Annotated in this window: 24 protein-coding genes; 1 reads left to right on the forward strand and 23 read right to left on the reverse strand. The window is 36.1% G+C overall.

Going from position 1 to position 15,794, the window contains the following annotated elements:
• Positions 1–10: 10 nt before the first annotated feature.
• The 21 genes from J2T16_RS22175 to J2T16_RS22275 all read right to left on the reverse strand — a co-directional run bounded on the left by J2T16_RS22175 (position 11) and on the right by J2T16_RS22275 (position 12,998).
• Positions 11–322, reverse strand: a complete 312-nt coding sequence (locus J2T16_RS22175) for a hypothetical protein (protein WP_221787118.1) — start codon at positions 320–322, stop codon at positions 11–13.
• A gap of 180 nt (positions 323–502) precedes the next feature.
• On the reverse strand, positions 503–1,012 hold the full coding sequence (locus tag J2T16_RS22180) for a hypothetical protein (protein ID WP_494390471.1): 510 nt from the start codon (positions 1,010–1,012) through the stop codon (positions 503–505).
• A 20-nt stretch (positions 1,013–1,032) separates the two neighbouring features.
• On the reverse strand, positions 1,033–1,455 hold the full coding sequence (locus J2T16_RS22185; RefSeq protein WP_499019276.1) for a CDI toxin immunity protein: 423 nt from the start codon (positions 1,453–1,455) through the stop codon (positions 1,033–1,035).
• A 25-nt stretch (positions 1,456–1,480) separates the two neighbouring features.
• A complete protein-coding gene (locus J2T16_RS22190) occupies positions 1,481–2,068 on the reverse strand; it encodes a GNAT family N-acetyltransferase (protein WP_499019277.1) in 588 nt (195 codons plus the stop codon).
• A 46-nt stretch (positions 2,069–2,114) separates the two neighbouring features.
• On the reverse strand, positions 2,115–2,744 hold the full coding sequence (locus tag J2T16_RS22195) for a hypothetical protein (protein WP_499019278.1): 630 nt from the start codon (positions 2,742–2,744) through the stop codon (positions 2,115–2,117).
• A gap of 164 nt (positions 2,745–2,908) precedes the next feature.
• The gene (locus J2T16_RS22200) at positions 2,909–3,484 is read right to left on the reverse strand and encodes a dihydrofolate reductase family protein (RefSeq protein WP_499019279.1); all 576 of its coding nucleotides are present in this window, start codon (positions 3,482–3,484) and stop codon (positions 2,909–2,911) included.
• Between the two features lie 143 nt (positions 3,485–3,627).
• Positions 3,628–4,089: an SRPBCC family protein gene (locus J2T16_RS22205; RefSeq protein ID WP_221787136.1), complete on the reverse strand. Its 462-nt coding sequence runs from the start codon at positions 4,087–4,089 to the stop codon at positions 3,628–3,630.
• 88 nt (positions 4,090–4,177) lie between these two features.
• Positions 4,178–4,483, reverse strand: coding sequence for a DUF2834 domain-containing protein (locus tag J2T16_RS22210; RefSeq protein ID WP_499019280.1), 306 nt, complete (start codon positions 4,481–4,483; stop codon positions 4,178–4,180).
• Positions 4,484–4,577: 94 nt separating this feature from the next.
• A complete protein-coding gene (locus tag J2T16_RS22215; protein ID WP_499019281.1) occupies positions 4,578–4,901 on the reverse strand; it encodes a hypothetical protein in 324 nt (107 codons plus the stop codon).
• A 35-nt stretch (positions 4,902–4,936) separates the two neighbouring features.
• Positions 4,937–5,518, reverse strand: coding sequence for a DJ-1/PfpI family protein (locus J2T16_RS22220; RefSeq protein ID WP_154982843.1), 582 nt, complete (start codon positions 5,516–5,518; stop codon positions 4,937–4,939).
• 185 nt (positions 5,519–5,703) lie between these two features.
• Complete coding sequence (locus J2T16_RS22225) at positions 5,704–6,198, reverse strand: GNAT family N-acetyltransferase (RefSeq protein WP_499019282.1); 495 nt, start codon at positions 6,196–6,198, stop codon at positions 5,704–5,706.
• 69 nt (positions 6,199–6,267) lie between these two features.
• Positions 6,268–6,687, reverse strand: a complete 420-nt coding sequence (locus tag J2T16_RS22230; protein ID WP_499019283.1) for a DUF7674 family protein — start codon at positions 6,685–6,687, stop codon at positions 6,268–6,270.
• Positions 6,688–6,704: 17 nt separating this feature from the next.
• The gene (locus tag J2T16_RS22235; protein WP_499019284.1) at positions 6,705–7,154 is read right to left on the reverse strand and encodes a hypothetical protein; all 450 of its coding nucleotides are present in this window, start codon (positions 7,152–7,154) and stop codon (positions 6,705–6,707) included.
• Complete coding sequence (locus J2T16_RS22240) at positions 7,114–7,881, reverse strand: nucleotidyltransferase domain-containing protein (RefSeq protein ID WP_499019285.1); 768 nt, start codon at positions 7,879–7,881, stop codon at positions 7,114–7,116. Before J2T16_RS22240 ends, J2T16_RS22235 begins: the two co-directional genes overlap by 41 nt.
• Before the next feature lie 74 nt (positions 7,882–7,955).
• Positions 7,956–8,378 (reverse strand): GNAT family N-acetyltransferase, encoded by a 423-nt coding sequence (locus tag J2T16_RS22245; RefSeq protein WP_499019286.1) that lies wholly within the window; start codon positions 8,376–8,378, stop codon positions 7,956–7,958.
• Between the two features lie 45 nt (positions 8,379–8,423).
• Positions 8,424–8,888 (reverse strand): hypothetical protein, encoded by a 465-nt coding sequence (locus J2T16_RS22250; RefSeq protein ID WP_499019287.1) that lies wholly within the window; start codon positions 8,886–8,888, stop codon positions 8,424–8,426.
• A 69-nt stretch (positions 8,889–8,957) separates the two neighbouring features.
• The gene (locus tag J2T16_RS22255; RefSeq protein WP_499019288.1) at positions 8,958–9,755 is read right to left on the reverse strand and encodes a phosphotransferase; all 798 of its coding nucleotides are present in this window, start codon (positions 9,753–9,755) and stop codon (positions 8,958–8,960) included.
• A gap of 293 nt (positions 9,756–10,048) precedes the next feature.
• Positions 10,049–10,543: a DUF6933 domain-containing protein gene (locus J2T16_RS22260; RefSeq protein WP_499019290.1), complete on the reverse strand. Its 495-nt coding sequence runs from the start codon at positions 10,541–10,543 to the stop codon at positions 10,049–10,051.
• 272 nt (positions 10,544–10,815) lie between these two features.
• Complete coding sequence (locus tag J2T16_RS22265) at positions 10,816–11,583, reverse strand: GNAT family N-acetyltransferase (protein ID WP_499019292.1); 768 nt, start codon at positions 11,581–11,583, stop codon at positions 10,816–10,818.
• A 202-nt stretch (positions 11,584–11,785) separates the two neighbouring features.
• Positions 11,786–12,571, reverse strand: coding sequence for a hypothetical protein (locus tag J2T16_RS22270; protein WP_336122066.1), 786 nt, complete (start codon positions 12,569–12,571; stop codon positions 11,786–11,788).
• A gap of 202 nt (positions 12,572–12,773) precedes the next feature.
• Complete coding sequence (locus J2T16_RS22275) at positions 12,774–12,998, reverse strand: helix-turn-helix domain-containing protein (RefSeq protein ID WP_018883096.1); 225 nt, start codon at positions 12,996–12,998, stop codon at positions 12,774–12,776.
• A 152-nt stretch (positions 12,999–13,150) separates the two neighbouring features.
• Between J2T16_RS22275 and J2T16_RS22280 the strand changes: the two genes are divergently transcribed.
• On the forward strand, positions 13,151–13,438 hold the full coding sequence (locus tag J2T16_RS22280; protein WP_336122065.1) for a hypothetical protein: 288 nt from the start codon (positions 13,151–13,153) through the stop codon (positions 13,436–13,438).
• Between the two features lie 192 nt (positions 13,439–13,630).
• On the opposite strand, the gene J2T16_RS22285 is transcribed toward J2T16_RS22280, so the two are convergent.
• Both J2T16_RS22285 and J2T16_RS22290 read right to left on the reverse strand, forming a co-directional pair.
• A complete protein-coding gene (locus J2T16_RS22285) occupies positions 13,631–14,566 on the reverse strand; it encodes a hypothetical protein (RefSeq protein ID WP_336122064.1) in 936 nt (311 codons plus the stop codon).
• A gap of 251 nt (positions 14,567–14,817) precedes the next feature.
• Positions 14,818–15,744: a hypothetical protein gene (locus J2T16_RS22290; protein WP_336122063.1), complete on the reverse strand. Its 927-nt coding sequence runs from the start codon at positions 15,742–15,744 to the stop codon at positions 14,818–14,820.
• Between the last annotated feature and the right edge of the window lie 50 nt (positions 15,745–15,794).

The following is a 15,794-nucleotide window of genomic DNA, read 5'->3' on the forward strand; positions in this document are numbered from 1 at the left end:
GATGTTCTTATCATTCCTTCAACCATTCTATCGTTCCTTTGGCAATAGTCTTATTCGTTTTTAGTGAGAAACTGTTGCCGGGTTCCAACAGATGATTCGGCACTTCTTCTGAATTGTGGAATAGATAATACAGATCAGCCCTAGCTTCCCTATGTTCATCCGGTTGACTATGTAACTTCACGACAGCACTCCAGAGCCCGAATTGCAAATCTGGATCCACATCAAAAACGATAGGTGCCGAAAAGTCCTCCGTAATTGCTGCCTTCTGTCCACCTTCTGCCTCGCTCAAAAAATACAAGCTAACAACCGCTACTTTCTTCACTGAAGACCACTTCCAATGTATTAGATTAATTAAAGCTCGATATATACCTCTTGTTTTTCCTCTTCGTTGTGAATCCGCCAAAATTCATACTGCTCTATTCCACCTATATTAATGCCAGAGAGAAAAGTTGGATCGAAAAACAGCACTTGTTCATTCTTCAACAATAACTTTTCTTTATACTTAGTAAGAAATCGACCTATAATATAATTCGTCGTTGATCATGAAACGCTTAAATCTTATGTTCTCAAGATCTATAACATTCGTAGCTTCCCTTGAATGAAAAACAATCACATTGAAATATTCCAGCAAGAAGTTAAACATTAATTGATACAAAGCTTGGATCATGACTTTCGTACAATCTGAATTACATTTCATATCCAAATCATATAACTCTACAACACCAAAAGGAGGCAATACATCCTCATAATCAAAATCATCATTCGATGTATCTGTTACATAACTATTTTTGATCCATGCGATCTTTGGTGAATGCTCCTGATATAAGTCAATCACTTTACATTGAAAGGACAAGTTTTCATTATATTGAACATGTATATGTGCAATATTTTCACTTTCTCCTTGTGTGACATTAATATGATGATCAATCACGAGCGCCTTCATTGTTGGAGGCAAGTATTCCACATCTACAAATCTAAAATCTTTTTCTTCGAGAAATGTACTTACTCGCAATATTCCGCCTCCAAACATCCTTATTCTTTCTTTTGCATCACTCTTACGATTCCATCATGGAAGATTTCAATAACCTGCCTCTCTTCTCGATAGACCCATATATCTGGAGAAACAGCAGTAACATCCTCCAGGTTTTTAACGATCTGATTCAACCTTGCTTTGATTACAGGATCTGATCCATGACTCCATAATATATAATAATATTCTTCTTGGTTCATATATCGATTTCCAAATGTATTCTCATCCATTTCCTCATACGCTTTATATGAATCCCATTCTATTCGACCATATAAATTGATTTTAAATTCCGCTTCAAATAATTTATATATTTCTTTTGACCGTTCATCGGTCATAACAATCACATCACTACCTAATGCTGCCAAGCATTCTTCAAACAACACACTTGTTTCTCTTTCCTTATTTTTCAGTTTGTTTCTTCTCAACAATGTCTGAAGCCTTCTTTTTCTGTCAGATGGCAAAGTTATCTTCCACTCTTTTCGCTGAATTCTCGTTTATGATCGAATACGTTTTGAGGTCTTCGAATTTCCCTTTAATGAATATATGCTTTCTATAAATCCCTTCAAACTCCATGCCTGCTTTCTCCATGACTCTTGAAGAACCCGTGTTCGCTGATATACATCTAGCTTCAATTCGAACCAAGTCCATATGTTCAAAACCAAATTGGGTTATTTTCTCCACACACTCCGTCATATAACCTTGTCCCCAATAATCTCTTGACAATGCGTATCCAATCTCAGCTTTGTGGTGATGGATATCCCAGCCTACATAGTCGCAAGTTCCGATGATCTTGCCTGTTGTTTTATCTTGTATCCCCCATGGGCTAATCTGGCTTTTATTATATTTATCTATGATGAAATCAACAAAATTCTCGGTATCCTCTATTTTCATATGTGGATGCCATGTTGTATATTTGGATACTTCCGGGTCACTACAGTAAGAATAGATATCCTGCACATCATTCTTTTCAATTTTTCTAAGTATGGCTCTGGAAGTCTCAAGCACAGGTAAATCGTTGTAAACATCTTCAATCTTCATTTTCAACACCTCCAGTTTATGTATCTATAATAGAACGATTCAAGCGTTACACTTCACTTTCATGCAAATGATCCACTTCGATCCATCTCATTTCTTGAATGTTTAGTACTTCCTTAAATTCTTCTACTAATTGATGTTTAGATTCCAGTTGAGAATAGTAGTTCGCATTCAAAATTTGGCTTAATCGTTGTATTTGTTCATCAGCAATTTCAAATCGTTTAAATGTCTCTAGATTGCAATTTGTAAACTGTCTTGTGATCGCCTCATCATATTTATTAGTTGTTTGAATTTCTTCTATAAGTTCAATTCGGATACTCTCCCCTCTAGGGTCGACATATAAAAATTCAATATGATCTTCTTCCGGATACCTCTCTTCCGCAAGCTCTATAACTATCGTATCTATTAATTCATATATTATTTGAAGACTTGCAATCTCTTTGAAGTTGTAAACTACACGATAGCCCCAACCATGGTCCTCGAAATTATAAAAATATAACACTGGAATTTTTTCTGAAATTTGAATTAAACTTTCCGGGATTTCTTCACTCACCTCTGTATCTTTAGTGATGAATACAAACCATTGATCATTTAAATTATCTATGTAAATTGGATCATATTTAAGAATTTCCTCTTTATATTTCATTAATGTTACGCTTCCTGAAGTAAATTCGCTCACGGTTTATGCTCCTTTTCATTTTTTAAAACATCTTTCCGTCAAAAGCAGCTGGCAGAAGATTATTTTCCTTCTATACAAATGACCCAGCCTTAGATCATTTTATCTTAGACTGGGTCTTGTGTAATGGGATTCTTTCCCTTTATTTTATTTTAAAGAAGACCCATTCATTTTATCGCCCGATAAAAGAGACCTAGAGCACCGGAATCAAAGGTTTTATTTTCAATAAGTTGAAGATTGATCTTCTGGTTGAGACCTTGGAATAACGGTAATCCACTTCCGATTAAAACGGGAGACACTGTAATTTTATATTCATCTATTAAGCCAAGCTGCATAAGGTAGTGTGCGAACCTTGGACTACCGAGTATGACCATATCCTCGCCTGGTTGTTGTTTGAGATTTTTGATCTCTTCTTCAATATTTTCTTTTACCAATCTGGAATTGTTCCACTCGACGTCGCTCAGCGTTGTTGAAAAAACAATTTTGACGGTCTTCTCAATCCACTCGGCATGATCCCGTTCATGCTGAGAAGCCGATACGTCCGAACGTACAGATGGCCAGTAACCGTGCATCATCTGATACGTCCCACGTCCCCAAATGACCGTGTCAGCAGTACTCAGAACTTCTTTCGCGTATTTCTCCAAATCTGCATCGTAAGAAACCCAGCCAATATCCATCTCACCATTGGGTCCTTCTACATAACCGTCAAGCGACGAATGCAGAAATAAAACGAGTTTTCTCATCTTCACTTCTCCTTGTTTATGAGGGATATCTCCGCTAAATCTGAACTGAACTCTGACATGATTCATCTTGTTTTCTCATATGGTTTGCTAACCACAAATGAAATATACGACTATTCCAAAAAGATGTATATAACGTTCTTCTATTATTCACTTTGCATCTCTATTAAGAATTTCAATTGTTGATTTCGATACATGAGGAAACGCTTCATATATGATTTTAATATAAGTCTTTCGGTGACCCAGCCTATAACCCCGAACGGAGCAACCATAGTAAGCCGATCTTTCATGAGTGTCTTGCCGTTATGTTCTTCAAAAATATGCTCATGGCGCAAGCTTTTAAACGCACCTTTCAGCATTTCATCTACAAAATAATAAGGAGCTTGGTACGCTGTGATCCTTGACGTCAACTTTTGCCTAATCCAAAAATGTCTTGCCTCGAAGGTTACCGTATCTTCATAATTTATTTTTCCCGAAGTAATTCCTGCGACAGCTTTCTCTTTCGTATGTTTCCAGACCGTTTGTGTATGAACATCAATATCTCTAGCCATATCAAAACATAACTCTATTGGAGCATCGATTAGAATCTCTGTCTCAACTATAACCACTCCACAATCACCTCGATACGTAACGAATGATTTATTGAATTAGAACTACATGAATCTGCTGCCACTGACTTATAATCCATTTCCCAGTTTATCTATTCTTCATTTTATCCATATGAATTTCACGCAATAATAAAAATAATGGCAGTCCAAAAGAAACGCCAACGGTTAATGTTCCAATGATCGGTAACCACATATGCTTTACTCCAATTCGTTTTCCTTCATAAAGGATAAATCCAATCAAAACAACTGCTGAAATTAACACATCCAACCAAGCAAACTCGCTAATCCGATTCTGTCTTGCTTCACCCAATAGCATCGTTATATTGAATCCGTTTTCACCAATCCATGGAATAAACGCCATGTAGGGCAGTGCTATTCCTAATATGGTTAACACCCCGAAGAAATACTTCAACCTCTCACCTCATTAATATATTATGTCCCTCTAAATTTACCTATTGGTAATGACTCTCGTGCACCTAGGCAGCATTCTAGAATGCCCACCTATGATCCTCTGGCAAACACTCATCACAGAGTAATCGATCATCGACAACCGCTCCGTTGTTTAGTTCATCTATATGATCCGGTTTTTCTCTGTCGGTTACCCACGAGTTACATTTGAAACACTTTCCGCAGTTCATTGTTTCTGAATTCAGTAAGATAGTAGAACTACTCTGCCAATCTAATTTTAGATTTTGCCTGACTGTGATTTCGTTCTCAAGTTCTGGAATCAATTGGTCACCCATTTCTTTGTATTCTTCATCACTTAGATCAATTAAATAAGCAACCTTAACAAGATACGTTTTCTTATTCATTTCCTTCACCCTTTAATTTGTCCTCTGCAAAAAAACTACACTTCAATGATTCCTACTGCAGTGTAGGGATAATCAATCTGCTTCTTTACTATATTGGCCTCTTCTTGGCCTGCAAATAATTCAATCAAATATAGTCCCAAATCAATCGATGTCGCTACGCCTCCCGCAGTGATCACGTTTCCATCCTTTACGATTCTCGTTTTAGCTACTTCTTTGCAGTAAGGCTCAAGTAAGTCATATACATTAGGATGGGTTGTTGCTATCTTGTCCTTTAAGAAACCGGCAGCCCCTAACAAAAGCGAACCCGTACAAACCGAGATTTTGTAGCTTACAGATTCGGCAGTTCGAATCCAATCTACAAATTCATTATCTTCTTTTAGTTTTCTAGTCCCCATGCCTCCTGGAATAAAAACAAGGTCATATGGAGATAAATCAGGTTTTATGACATCCACCTTTACGCTCATCCCAAGTTCATCCGTCACTTCCTCAGTCAATCCACAGATGTCCCATGTCGTTCCTTTGGTTTGGTCAAATAAGTTCAATCGATAGATAACGTCATAGAAACCAACAAAATCAAGAAATGTTACTCCATTGAATAAAATGAAGGCCATCTTCATAGAATCATTCCTCTCCAAGATTAAGTGATTCACTTCTATGAAATATTCTTTAATCCCTTATCGATCTCTTTTTGATCGTAATCAAGAATCGCCTGCAGTAGTGGATGGAGATCTCTCCCTCTCACTCGATTTAATCAATCACAGGCTCCATAAAGTTTTCATCGGGATTTGCAACCTAAAGGTCGTCACCTATGTAATTCAAGTCTACATCCTGTCCTATCTTTAAACTTGCCAGCTTCAAAAATAAAGTCATTCACTTTTTTAAATCCGTTCTTCTCAAGGACCTTTAACGAACCTTTATTGCTCGCCAAACAAGCACTTCTAAGAATTTGAAGATCCAATTCATGAAACGCAAATTCAATAGCCTTTTGGGCTACGACTGTGCCTATGCCTTGATTCCAGAAAGGAACTGCAATCCAGTAATCCAACTCTGCTGTTTTCTCAGTTAGATCCACAGCATTTATAGACATGACACCCGCAAATTGATCATCCGATAAAATAGTAAATACATAAGATATCCCTTGTTCACGTCTAGCCATCACCATGTTCACCCATGATTCTCCTGCTCCGTCTGGATAAGGATAGGGAACATTGCTTGTCTCTGAAATTTCAGGGTAACTTGCATATTGCTGTACATGTTCAGCATCACTAGGTAAGACAAAGCGAAGCGTGACTTTCACACGACTCATCTCCTTTTCGGGCTTTTGAATGATTCTAGGGTTGCTTCAAATTCACCAACATCCAGAACATTATAATTGTTCCTTATTCGGTCCTCCAATGTATGGAGTCTTCCCATTCCAATAATCAATTACATGATTCCACCATCGTTTTGATTCTGGTTTTAAACATTTTTCAATTTCACTATACTCAATATTCTTATCCGATAATTGGTTCTGTAATGATTCCAGAATACCGACTGTAGCAAATTCTTTAACAAATGAATCTCCATTCGTATGAAGCTCTTCAATGACTTCGAATAGTGCATCGAATTCATCCGTGTTTTTACGTTGATAACACTCAACAACATGTTTGACGAAGTCACTTATATCGACATAGATCAATCTCTCTTCTCCAGGTTCATAGTTCTCTTGGATGTACCGTTCGTATCTATCCTTATAGGAGGGCACGGCTATTAATAACCTGACCATGATTTCTTCTTTTTCAATCATTGTAGTATCACCTTCGTTTAGGTTCGCATTTCTCTGACATAGGGTGTGACTGCAAAACAATCTTCCAAATCGCTCTCATCTTGAGCCCAATAATTAATAGTATGGATATGTAACTCATAGTCTTTACGTAGATTTTGTTTTATTCTATTCCATAGTTTGTGACCATCCGTTCCTTTTCCTTCGGAAAGGTAGTCATCCAATGAAGAGATCATAATGATCATCAGTGTAAATTTCTCATTGTCGTTTAATTGATGATTCTCGTAATACGTAATAAATTCATCTAATCTCGATGCATCAGCCGACGTATACTCCCAGTCCTGTGAAAATGGAGTGAGTGGCGGCAGATTCAACTTTTGTATGAGACTTTCCATGGATGCTTGTTCAACATATTTAGGAGTAGCCTCCTTCATCTGTCCCACCTCACCTTCATTTTGAATTTCTGAAAGCAGCCATTGTATGTAAGGCATTCTCGAAATAGCGATATACTTCCTCTGCATTTCTTAGAAACTCTTCAACAGGTACATGACAACTATCCAAGTAACAAGCATACAGATATTCAACGAAAGCGGGGTCAATCTCGCAATAGTTTAATATAGCATTTTTCATCTTAGTTATGTCGTCTTCCCATACCCCTGTATCTTCTATAATCAATGAATATAATGCGCGAAGTAATCTCTTCGAGTAACCTTTGGTATATCTAGTTTTCATCGCGTCATCACTAGCATTAGAAAGTGAACGACGTACGTGTTCCACTTCCTTCTTGGTATCTGTATTTAAGTCTAAAATGAATTCTGGAGAGATGATGATCGGGGGTACTTTTTCACCAATGTCCTCCCCATGTATGCAAACACAAATGATCTTAACCCAAAAACCCCAATCATTCGGTCTACTTATTACATCATCCATCGAGCAAATGATCGTATCCATCTTCGTGACAAATGGGTATTCTTCCAAAAGCTTATCTTTGATATTCGACAATTTTTCGTAATCAATATCTTTGGGATTTGCACATACAATCGTAAAATCTGCATCTGACTTATAAGGTTGAGCCGTTCCTTTCGGAATCGAGCCACACATATAAATACTATGAATCTTATCTTTGAATTCGTTCAGGATATGCTCTACATACGTATCAACCAAATCCTTATATTCACTTTGTATATTAATTTGATTTATAATTTTTTCTAATATCATATAGACTCCTCCTAAACGTAAAAACTTCTTTCAGCTAAGTGTCCGGTAAATTTCTCTTGCTCGAAATGCCTCTACTATGGTTTCTTTAAGTATTGGATCATTCCTGAACCATAACTTTCATTGGGTCTCTCCACGAATCCAAATCTCTTATAAAATTCCTCTTTGCCTTTTGCCGACATGAGTCCCACTGAACTTCCTGGCGGATACGTACTTGTAATATACTCCATGAGTTCCGTCATTATTGTATTGCCTAAACCGAGCCTCTGATAGGAAGGTATCACGATAATGTCTTGTATGTAAAAAGTAAAACCACCGTCGCCCACGATTCTTCCATATCCTATCGTCTGCTCCTCATCCTCTATACAGATGGAATATAAAGTGTTCTTTAATCCACGTTCAATGGCCTCTATATTTTCAGGATTACCCCAGCCCACGATTTCCCTCAGATTCATATAATCTTCTACACTAATTTGTTTTTTGAGTATTTGTACTTCCATTGAAATCACCTCAGATAAATTTATGTTGAGATCCCCTGCAATCCTCTACTGCACTTTAAATTCTTTGAATTCACTCGATAAACTTATTTTCTTTTGCTTACCATCATTATTCAACATAAATTCGACATGCGTTTTAACTTTGTAATTGCCTGGCTGGTGGATAACGAATTCATAATATTCCTTACTTCGTTGATCTTGTCCATTATTTCTATATTCTTCACCTGGTTGAAGCTCAACCTGATAGCCAATAGCGTGTTCTAATAGCACAGTTTCGTCGGGAAGGATTCTCTCGCCAGCTTCATTATAAATCTCATAACTGAACATACCTGATCCATGAGATATCTCCACTGTATTTTTCGATGAATTTTTCAAAAACCCTACGATTTGAAACGTTTCGTTGACCTTAACATTTTCAATCTCATCTACTTCAACCTGAAAGATGGAGTCAGAAGGATCTTTTTCATTACTGGCCGAACAGGCAGGCAAAATTAAAAATAAGATCAAGGTCATTACTTTTATATTTAATTTTATCATTAGATACATTCACCTCATGCAAAAATATCAGATAATGTAACGTACTCATAACAATAAAGTATCGATGATTTGATGAAATTTCATTCTATTCTCATCTAATTCAGAAATTCCATATCCTTTCATAAACTCCTCTACTTCTTCTTCCTTATCCGTATAAAATGTAAGACTTTTTACAAGATAATAAATATCATAGTACGGATCGGATATCCCAGATGCTCCTACATCAATAAATGCTGCAATACGCCTCTTATGTATCATAACGTTTCCCGAACCATAATCACCATGCGTAAAAACCAGTTCTTCTGTCGATGCTTTATACATTTCCAAGAAATTCATCAATTGCTCAATGGTATGATTGGGAAATGACTTGTTAATAGCATCCATGACCTCATGTTTTCTATCAATTATATTCTTCCTTACCATATCAATAAGCTTATCCGGCAAATTATCATTGAACCGACAATCATGAGTAGGGATATTATGTATTGTTCTTAATCCCTCTCCCAGAATATAACCTAGACTTTTTTGACCTTTTCCTTGTTTGTATTCTTCCGCAGCACAGCCCTCTATGTAGGTCATAATTAAATGTTCCTTTCCGTTCTCCTTTAGATAACCAATAACTTTAGGAACTGGAACTCTATCATTGAGCCATTTTAATCTTTCTGCTTCTTCCATCAAACTTCCGGAATCTTCAACATTTTTTTCTTTCAATACATACTTTACAGAATTACTAAACTCCAAAATGCACACCGATTGATAATGCCTTCCTTTTTCAATGGCTGTGGCACTAATTAATTCGGATAGATTTATTAATTTACTTAGTATTGATAATCTGTTATCCATGGTTTTGTACTCCTTAATTTTGTGTCATGCGCTGATTCATTTTAGATTCCTGTATTAATAAAATGACCCAGCCTTAGATAGTTCTTATCTTAGACTGGGTCGTTTGTTGTCTGAGCTTCCTTCCATAATTAGCATCTGACAATCAAGGGGATGGCCTGGATCCGGCTGGATCGGCGAATACTACATTGCCTCATCTTGAACTTACTGCAAACCGCTACCGGACCTAGGACAACGAAGTCGCCCCGATGTGTGAATATGTTGTTAGGCAATGCCAGGGCCGCCCTGAAGTTCCTTCATATGATGTTGTAGTTGTTATTATTCCATAAGGATTCTTTAAAATAATTGATCGGTTCCTTGTAATCTATTGGTTTATGAATCATTCTATTTAGCCACTTCATACGTTCAATGTTATCGTGAAAATCATCTTCAATAAACCACGTAACTTCTTTCATCGTTCCTAGGACGCTTCTATTGTTTGTTTTCGAGATAACTACTTCTTCGCTATTCGCAAAATATCTATTGATAAGACTTTCATTAACGCCCTCTCGGAGTAAGTATTCCCGAAGAGTTATCATAAATTTTTCTTTCAAACGCCCTATTTGCCCCGTTCTGATTCCATCAATGATAATAGCTAATCTAGTTAGATCGTTCACAAAAACAATGTGTTTTCGTTTGTTCAAGTTATAAATATTTACATGCCAGCTTAAAAACAGAGCTGCATTGATATCTTCAACTGAAGTCACTTTCATATCTTTCAATAAGTCTTTGGTAAGTCTTAGTGCAAGCATTATATTGTTCCTCTCTCTTGCTGATTTCGCCTAACGTTTTTTGTTCACGAGCCCGAAAAGGCTTAAAGGAGCAAAGCGACTGGGTGGCTCAGCCACTTAGCCTTGCAGGGACGTCTGCCGAAATCGATTTCTTTGAAAATCCTCGCGCAAACCAAGGAGCAATAGCGACGCGGCGTAGATATATTGTTACACGATGTATCCGCCTTCTTTGAAGTACCTACAATTATTTTCTTTGTAACACTCAACTACCGCCGTCCCCATAGTGTGACTGTTTATATAGAGTACACTTCGTATTCTTTTTCCAATTTGTAACCTAATTTTTCTGCAAGAGCAACTGACTCTAAATTGGCTGCCTCCCAGTTTGGGTGAATATTTCGGCTCAGGCATTCAAGAATCAATCTTGATGCACAAGCTAGTGCCAGACCTTGGCGTCTGTACAAGGGATGTGTCCCAATTGTAACTTCAATACACCCTTCATGATAAGTATAAGAAGAAGCACCGGTAATAATCTGATTATCCTTGAGGATAACAAATCCAATTCCATGCTCCATAAATTCTTCTAAGGAAGAAAAGAAACAACAACAATCTGCCATAAAGGGATCTTGCAGTACCATTGGGTAAATATGTTCATCTATGGGTACGATTTTGAAAGCAGTATCTATCATTTTTATGTTCTCTTTTAATTGTTCTATTTGGAAAGTCGGTTCTTTCTTAAAGGAATACCGGTTAAACTTTTGGAATGAATCCGAGTAATGTTGAGATAAAAGGGATATCCAAGAAAACTCATTCGTAATTATGATTTTCCCCCTGCATTCTTCAAGAACAAACCGCAATGGAACATCTACTTCTTTCAAAGCTTCGACACTTCCAAGTAAGAATGCAAAATCTCCTGCAACAATTACGGAGTACGTGGGCTCCTTCTTACTGTCAATCCATGCCCTTCCTATATTTCCTTCTATACTCGCAAAAAGAACTGTATTACTTATACCGCTGCATAAAAAGCGAACAGTCTCGAGCTCATTCTTCGCTAATTCTAACACCAATTATTCCTCCCTTTGCGGCTATTTCTTATAACGTCTTGTGTTCACGACACCCAGCGAATGCTGGGTGTGTCCAGCTGATATACTTCATTGAATTATCTACTTCCGAACCGAGGAGCGGATGCGGACGATGCGTAAACATTGTGTTATATGATACCGCAACTTCTTCGAGCAACTCACAGAATTACTTATTATAAATATTTTAGTCTAACATCTTAATAAACACCCTTAATTGTTTCCTTTCAATAGATTCAATAAATCTTATAAGTTCTTGGTACAACTCAATTGTTGAATCTAAGAACTGCATATAATCATCAACTAGTACCTCTTCCATATTTTTATAATCGTTTAAATCATTTCTGTTTCGAGTATAAATACCAGCAGCTATGGAAAATTCATCATTGTAAAATACAAAGACCGAATTAATTAGATCTTTACTGCCTTTAAAATACCTAATGTCTTCTTTTAATTCAATTTCATTAATTTCTTTTTGAAATGAATTACTAAACTCTTGTAGTTGCAGTTCACTCATATTTTTAAAGTAATTTAAAAGATTTACCTTTAATTCATCTGTTTTTTTCTTCGAATTAATCTCATTATATAAATTCATCAATTTGGGTATATCATGTATATTAAAACCAAATACACTCCCCCTCTCCCTTTGCTTAATATGTTTAAATTCTTCTATTTCAGAGAGTACCTTTAAATGTTTGTAAAGCAAAAACAATAAAATTCTTCTTAGCTCGGCGTATACTTCAAAATCCTTTTTCTTCTCTGTATAACGCTGAACATAGTAAAAAATAATAGCAGCTGCGACACCGATAGAAAGATTACATAAAACAAATAAAATTACATCAATAACTTGATAAATTATACTTCCATAAGCAAACGCTTCTGGAAGGCTTCCAAGTAAAGACCATACTTTACTGAGTAAAATAATAAATATGCTAAATATAAATATCATGCCAAAATCATTCTTATATCTCATAATGCCTCCCAAAATGTATAGAAGAAATACAAATCTTTGAGCTGTTCGGCGGTTTCATATAACGTTCCTGTATTCATGAACCCCAAAGGGGTTGTCTGCCGAATTACCTCTTCGGAATCTACCCAGCAGACCCAGGCTCCAAAGGAGCCGCTGCTTGAATATTATGTTATACGATGGAATCTCTTCTCGAAACGGCTCTCACTTATTTGTTTTCTTCTGGTACATATTCGATCAAATCAGACAACTTACAATTAAACGTATCACACAACTTGAAAAGTGTTTCTAATTTTGTAGTTTCTATATTCGTCTCCCTGTATAACTTGTTAATTGAGTTACGACTTAGACCTGATCTCACCATCAATTCAGTTATATCATCTATTCGATGTTCTGCCATGAGTTCTCGTATATTACACTTGATTACGTTCATCTTTTCCCCTCCATAACTCTATCTTATCTTCCACATTAGTAATCATCAACGAAAAGCGAAGTTTTAACTCTATAAAGTCAAATGTTCACCTTGCAATTAACTCCACAGGGCTATATAATGACTCTATAAAGTTAATCAAAGGAGGAATAGATATGGTTAATACTTTAGAATCGCTAACAGAACCGCTTATTAGAATACGTCTAGAATTACTCTATACAGAGCTTCTGGGATGTCATGCGGAATACAATCAGCTTTCTGCGGAGACAGATCAATACTTTAAAACACTTCGTGATGCTTTGCCCGATCAACTCCAACATACGGTTTTTCTTTATGAAGACACTCAAATCTCTCTTCAATCCATCTTAGAAAGAAGTATCTACATACAAGGCTTCAAAGACGCTCTACAACTCTTTAGTGAATTGCAAAACTATAGCATGTAGAGGATCATATGATCCTCTTTTTTATTGTTTTTGAATCTGTCGTATAACGTTTATGTATTCACGAACCCCGAAGGTGTTCTCTGCGGAAATCCCTCTTCGAAATCACCTCAGCAGACCAAGGTTCCAAAGAATACGAAGCTTGAATAATATGTTATGTGATTCTTCCATCATCATTGTTATACATAAAAAAATTCACTTTATATTTTTCCTGTTTTCTAAAGCTTTTAAACGCTTTTCCTTTACATGCTCATCCCAGCCTAAACTTAATGATTTTCTTATATCAATCGGATCTTTACCTTGAAACATTCCTATACTACATCTATCAGCAAAATCCATTCCAATATCAGTATCAATCAAAACAAGAGCGTGTATATTAAAGGCATGAGTAACTCTTTTAATTTCAGTTTGCTCGCGTTCTTCTTGATTCAATAATTTATACGGATACATATTTTCTATTATCCATTCAAATGAATTTACCAATTCTAAATCGGAGTTGTCTTTCCATAAGAGCAAAAGAAAAATAACAGATCCGAATCTAAATAAAAAGCTCTCCTTCAGTTCTGAAATATTTAAACCGTTCATATTTTTTCTTATTCTAAACGAAGTTTCAAATGCATCGGTTGGTTCGAGTATAGTTTCTCCAACAAATTTGGGCGCAGTAATAACTTGTAGCTTAATATTATCATGGTAGTATTCAGGCATAGGTGAAGTATCTATAGCCAATCCTGCAAATAAAGAGATTCTAGGATTTTCTTCAGTACTACCCATGATATAGTCAAGATATGGTTTGAACAACTCAGTATTTCTTTTGAAAGATCTTTCACCGTTATAGGCTATCTTTAATAACCATCTCGACAATAATCTATAATCATAATCAATATTTAATCTAGCGTCGGGTTCATACTCATTAATAAAATATTTTTTTATTAAATTTGATCCATAGTTATCAAGTTTACTTAGTATTTCATTATTGCATTTAAAACAAACATCTTTAATTATTGGATCAGCTTTAAAATAACTATTACCTCTTATAGTAAAGTCACATTCTGCAAATATATCTAAAAGCGAATCTGGAATAATATGTTCTTTCGTCAATTTCTCTTTCCTTGAGCAATACGCGCATCCCATGAACATTCCCCCTTGATTATATTTTTTATGCTATTTTATTTTTTTGGAGGTTTCACATAACGTTCCTGTATTCACGACGCCGAGAGGTTTAAGGCAGCCAAGCTGCCGGGTCCGACAGGACTTAGCCTCGCAGGTGTGTCCGCCTGATCCCGCTTCCCAGAAATCCATCTGGCGTACCTAGGGGTCGTAGGCCCTGAAGCGTGAATATTTTGTTATAAGATGTCTCCGCCTTCTTGAATCAACTTACAATATCAATTCGATTTTATATGTGGATATTTTTGCTTTTGAACCTCACTGCCTATTAGGTGATAAGTAAAATTTGATTCTTCATTCAAATTATCTAACACATAATAAATTAAAAATTTATGTAAATTCTCCTTTTTGCACAATTCGACGCCAGCTACTTTTAATTTATTACTAGCACTAATTGGATTGAAGCAAACGTTATGCCCCATTTTATTTGCAATAGAGGGGTAAACCCATCCATCCTGTGTTCCATCATTTAGTGTGTAACACTCTTTAATTAGATTAGAAGATATCTTATATAATTCCTTCTCTTGATCCGATACTTCTTTCGTGAAGATATTCTTAAAAAAAAGTGTTAACAACTTTGTTTTTTCATTTTCTGTTTCAGATAAAGAGTTGCTATCCTGATGGAATCCTACGATAGTTGCATATACATCCTCGATTGCTTCGTAGGTTATTAAAACAAAAGACTCATTCTCCTTGACTTTAGCTTCCTCAATGGCAATGTTGGGGCTTTCGACTGCTGTGTATAATAGGGATTCAGCAGGATAATTGAGCCTGCCATAATCTGTTATGCATTCTTCAGGGGGATTCCAAAAATCTCTCCAACACTCGGTTTCTTTGGGTGGAATTATTATGTCGTTGTTTTCAATTCTTCTAACACGAAAGAACTTTGATCCCTTTCTATAGAGATACACCCAAGTCGGGATGTTATAATAACTCTGCCGAGTAATTGGATTATAAAAAGTCATTACTTCTCTGATTGATTGTCTAATTTGCATGTCTTCAAGAGAGTCAACTCCTTTCGACTCAAAATATTTCCATTTCTCCAGAAATGATTCCTTTTGAAATCCAAGTAAATACAATTTTTTAAAGATTATCGCTTCGTCAGACTCAGATGCGAAATAATGTCTGGTATCTTGAGTATCCATAAATACCTCCTTAAAATATTTTTTGTACTAATGCGGATATTTCTTATAAC

Source organism: Paenibacillus intestini (assembly GCF_030803945.1).
Taxonomy (GTDB): Bacteria; Bacillota; Bacilli; order Paenibacillales; family Paenibacillaceae; genus Paenibacillus; species Paenibacillus polysaccharolyticus.

Coding starts and splice junctions, on each gene's coding strand:
- J2T16_RS22200 (WP_499019279.1), bottom strand. CDS start 3,484: ATGAGAAAACTCGTTTTATTTCTGCATTCGTCGCTTGACGGTTATGTA.
- J2T16_RS22215 (WP_499019281.1), bottom strand. CDS start 4,901: ATGAATAAGAAAACGTATCTTGTTAAGGTTGCTTATTTAATTGATCTA.
- J2T16_RS22190 (WP_499019277.1), bottom strand. CDS start 2,068: ATGAAGATTGAAGATGTTTACAACGATTTACCTGTGCTTGAGACTTCC.
- J2T16_RS22270 (WP_336122066.1), bottom strand. CDS start 12,571: ATGAGATATAAGAATGATTTTGGCATGATATTTATATTTAGCATATTT.
- J2T16_RS22260 (WP_499019290.1), bottom strand. CDS start 10,543: ATGCTTGCACTAAGACTTACCAAAGACTTATTGAAAGATATGAAAGTG.
- J2T16_RS22280 (WP_336122065.1), top strand. CDS start 13,151: ATGGTTAATACTTTAGAATCGCTAACAGAACCGCTTATTAGAATACGT.
- J2T16_RS22290 (WP_336122063.1), bottom strand. CDS start 15,744: ATGGATACTCAAGATACCAGACATTATTTCGCATCTGAGTCTGACGAA.
- J2T16_RS22275 (WP_018883096.1), bottom strand. CDS start 12,998: ATGAACGTAATCAAGTGTAATATACGAGAACTCATGGCAGAACATCGA.
- J2T16_RS22220 (WP_154982843.1), bottom strand. CDS start 5,518: ATGAAGATGGCCTTCATTTTATTCAATGGAGTAACATTTCTTGATTTT.
- J2T16_RS22255 (WP_499019288.1), bottom strand. CDS start 9,755: ATGGATAACAGATTATCAATACTAAGTAAATTAATAAATCTATCCGAA.
- J2T16_RS22245 (WP_499019286.1), bottom strand. CDS start 8,378: ATGGAAGTACAAATACTCAAAAAACAAATTAGTGTAGAAGATTATATG.
- J2T16_RS22240 (WP_499019285.1), bottom strand. CDS start 7,881: ATGATATTAGAAAAAATTATAAATCAAATTAATATACAAAGTGAATAT.
- J2T16_RS22285 (WP_336122064.1), bottom strand. CDS start 14,566: ATGGGATGCGCGTATTGCTCAAGGAAAGAGAAATTGACGAAAGAACAT.
- J2T16_RS22250 (WP_499019287.1), bottom strand. CDS start 8,888: ATGACCTTGATCTTATTTTTAATTTTGCCTGCCTGTTCGGCCAGTAAT.
- J2T16_RS22235 (WP_499019284.1), bottom strand. CDS start 7,154: ATGCCTTACATACAATGGCTGCTTTCAGAAATTCAAAATGAAGGTGAG.
- J2T16_RS22230 (WP_499019283.1), bottom strand. CDS start 6,687: ATGATTGAAAAAGAAGAAATCATGGTCAGGTTATTAATAGCCGTGCCC.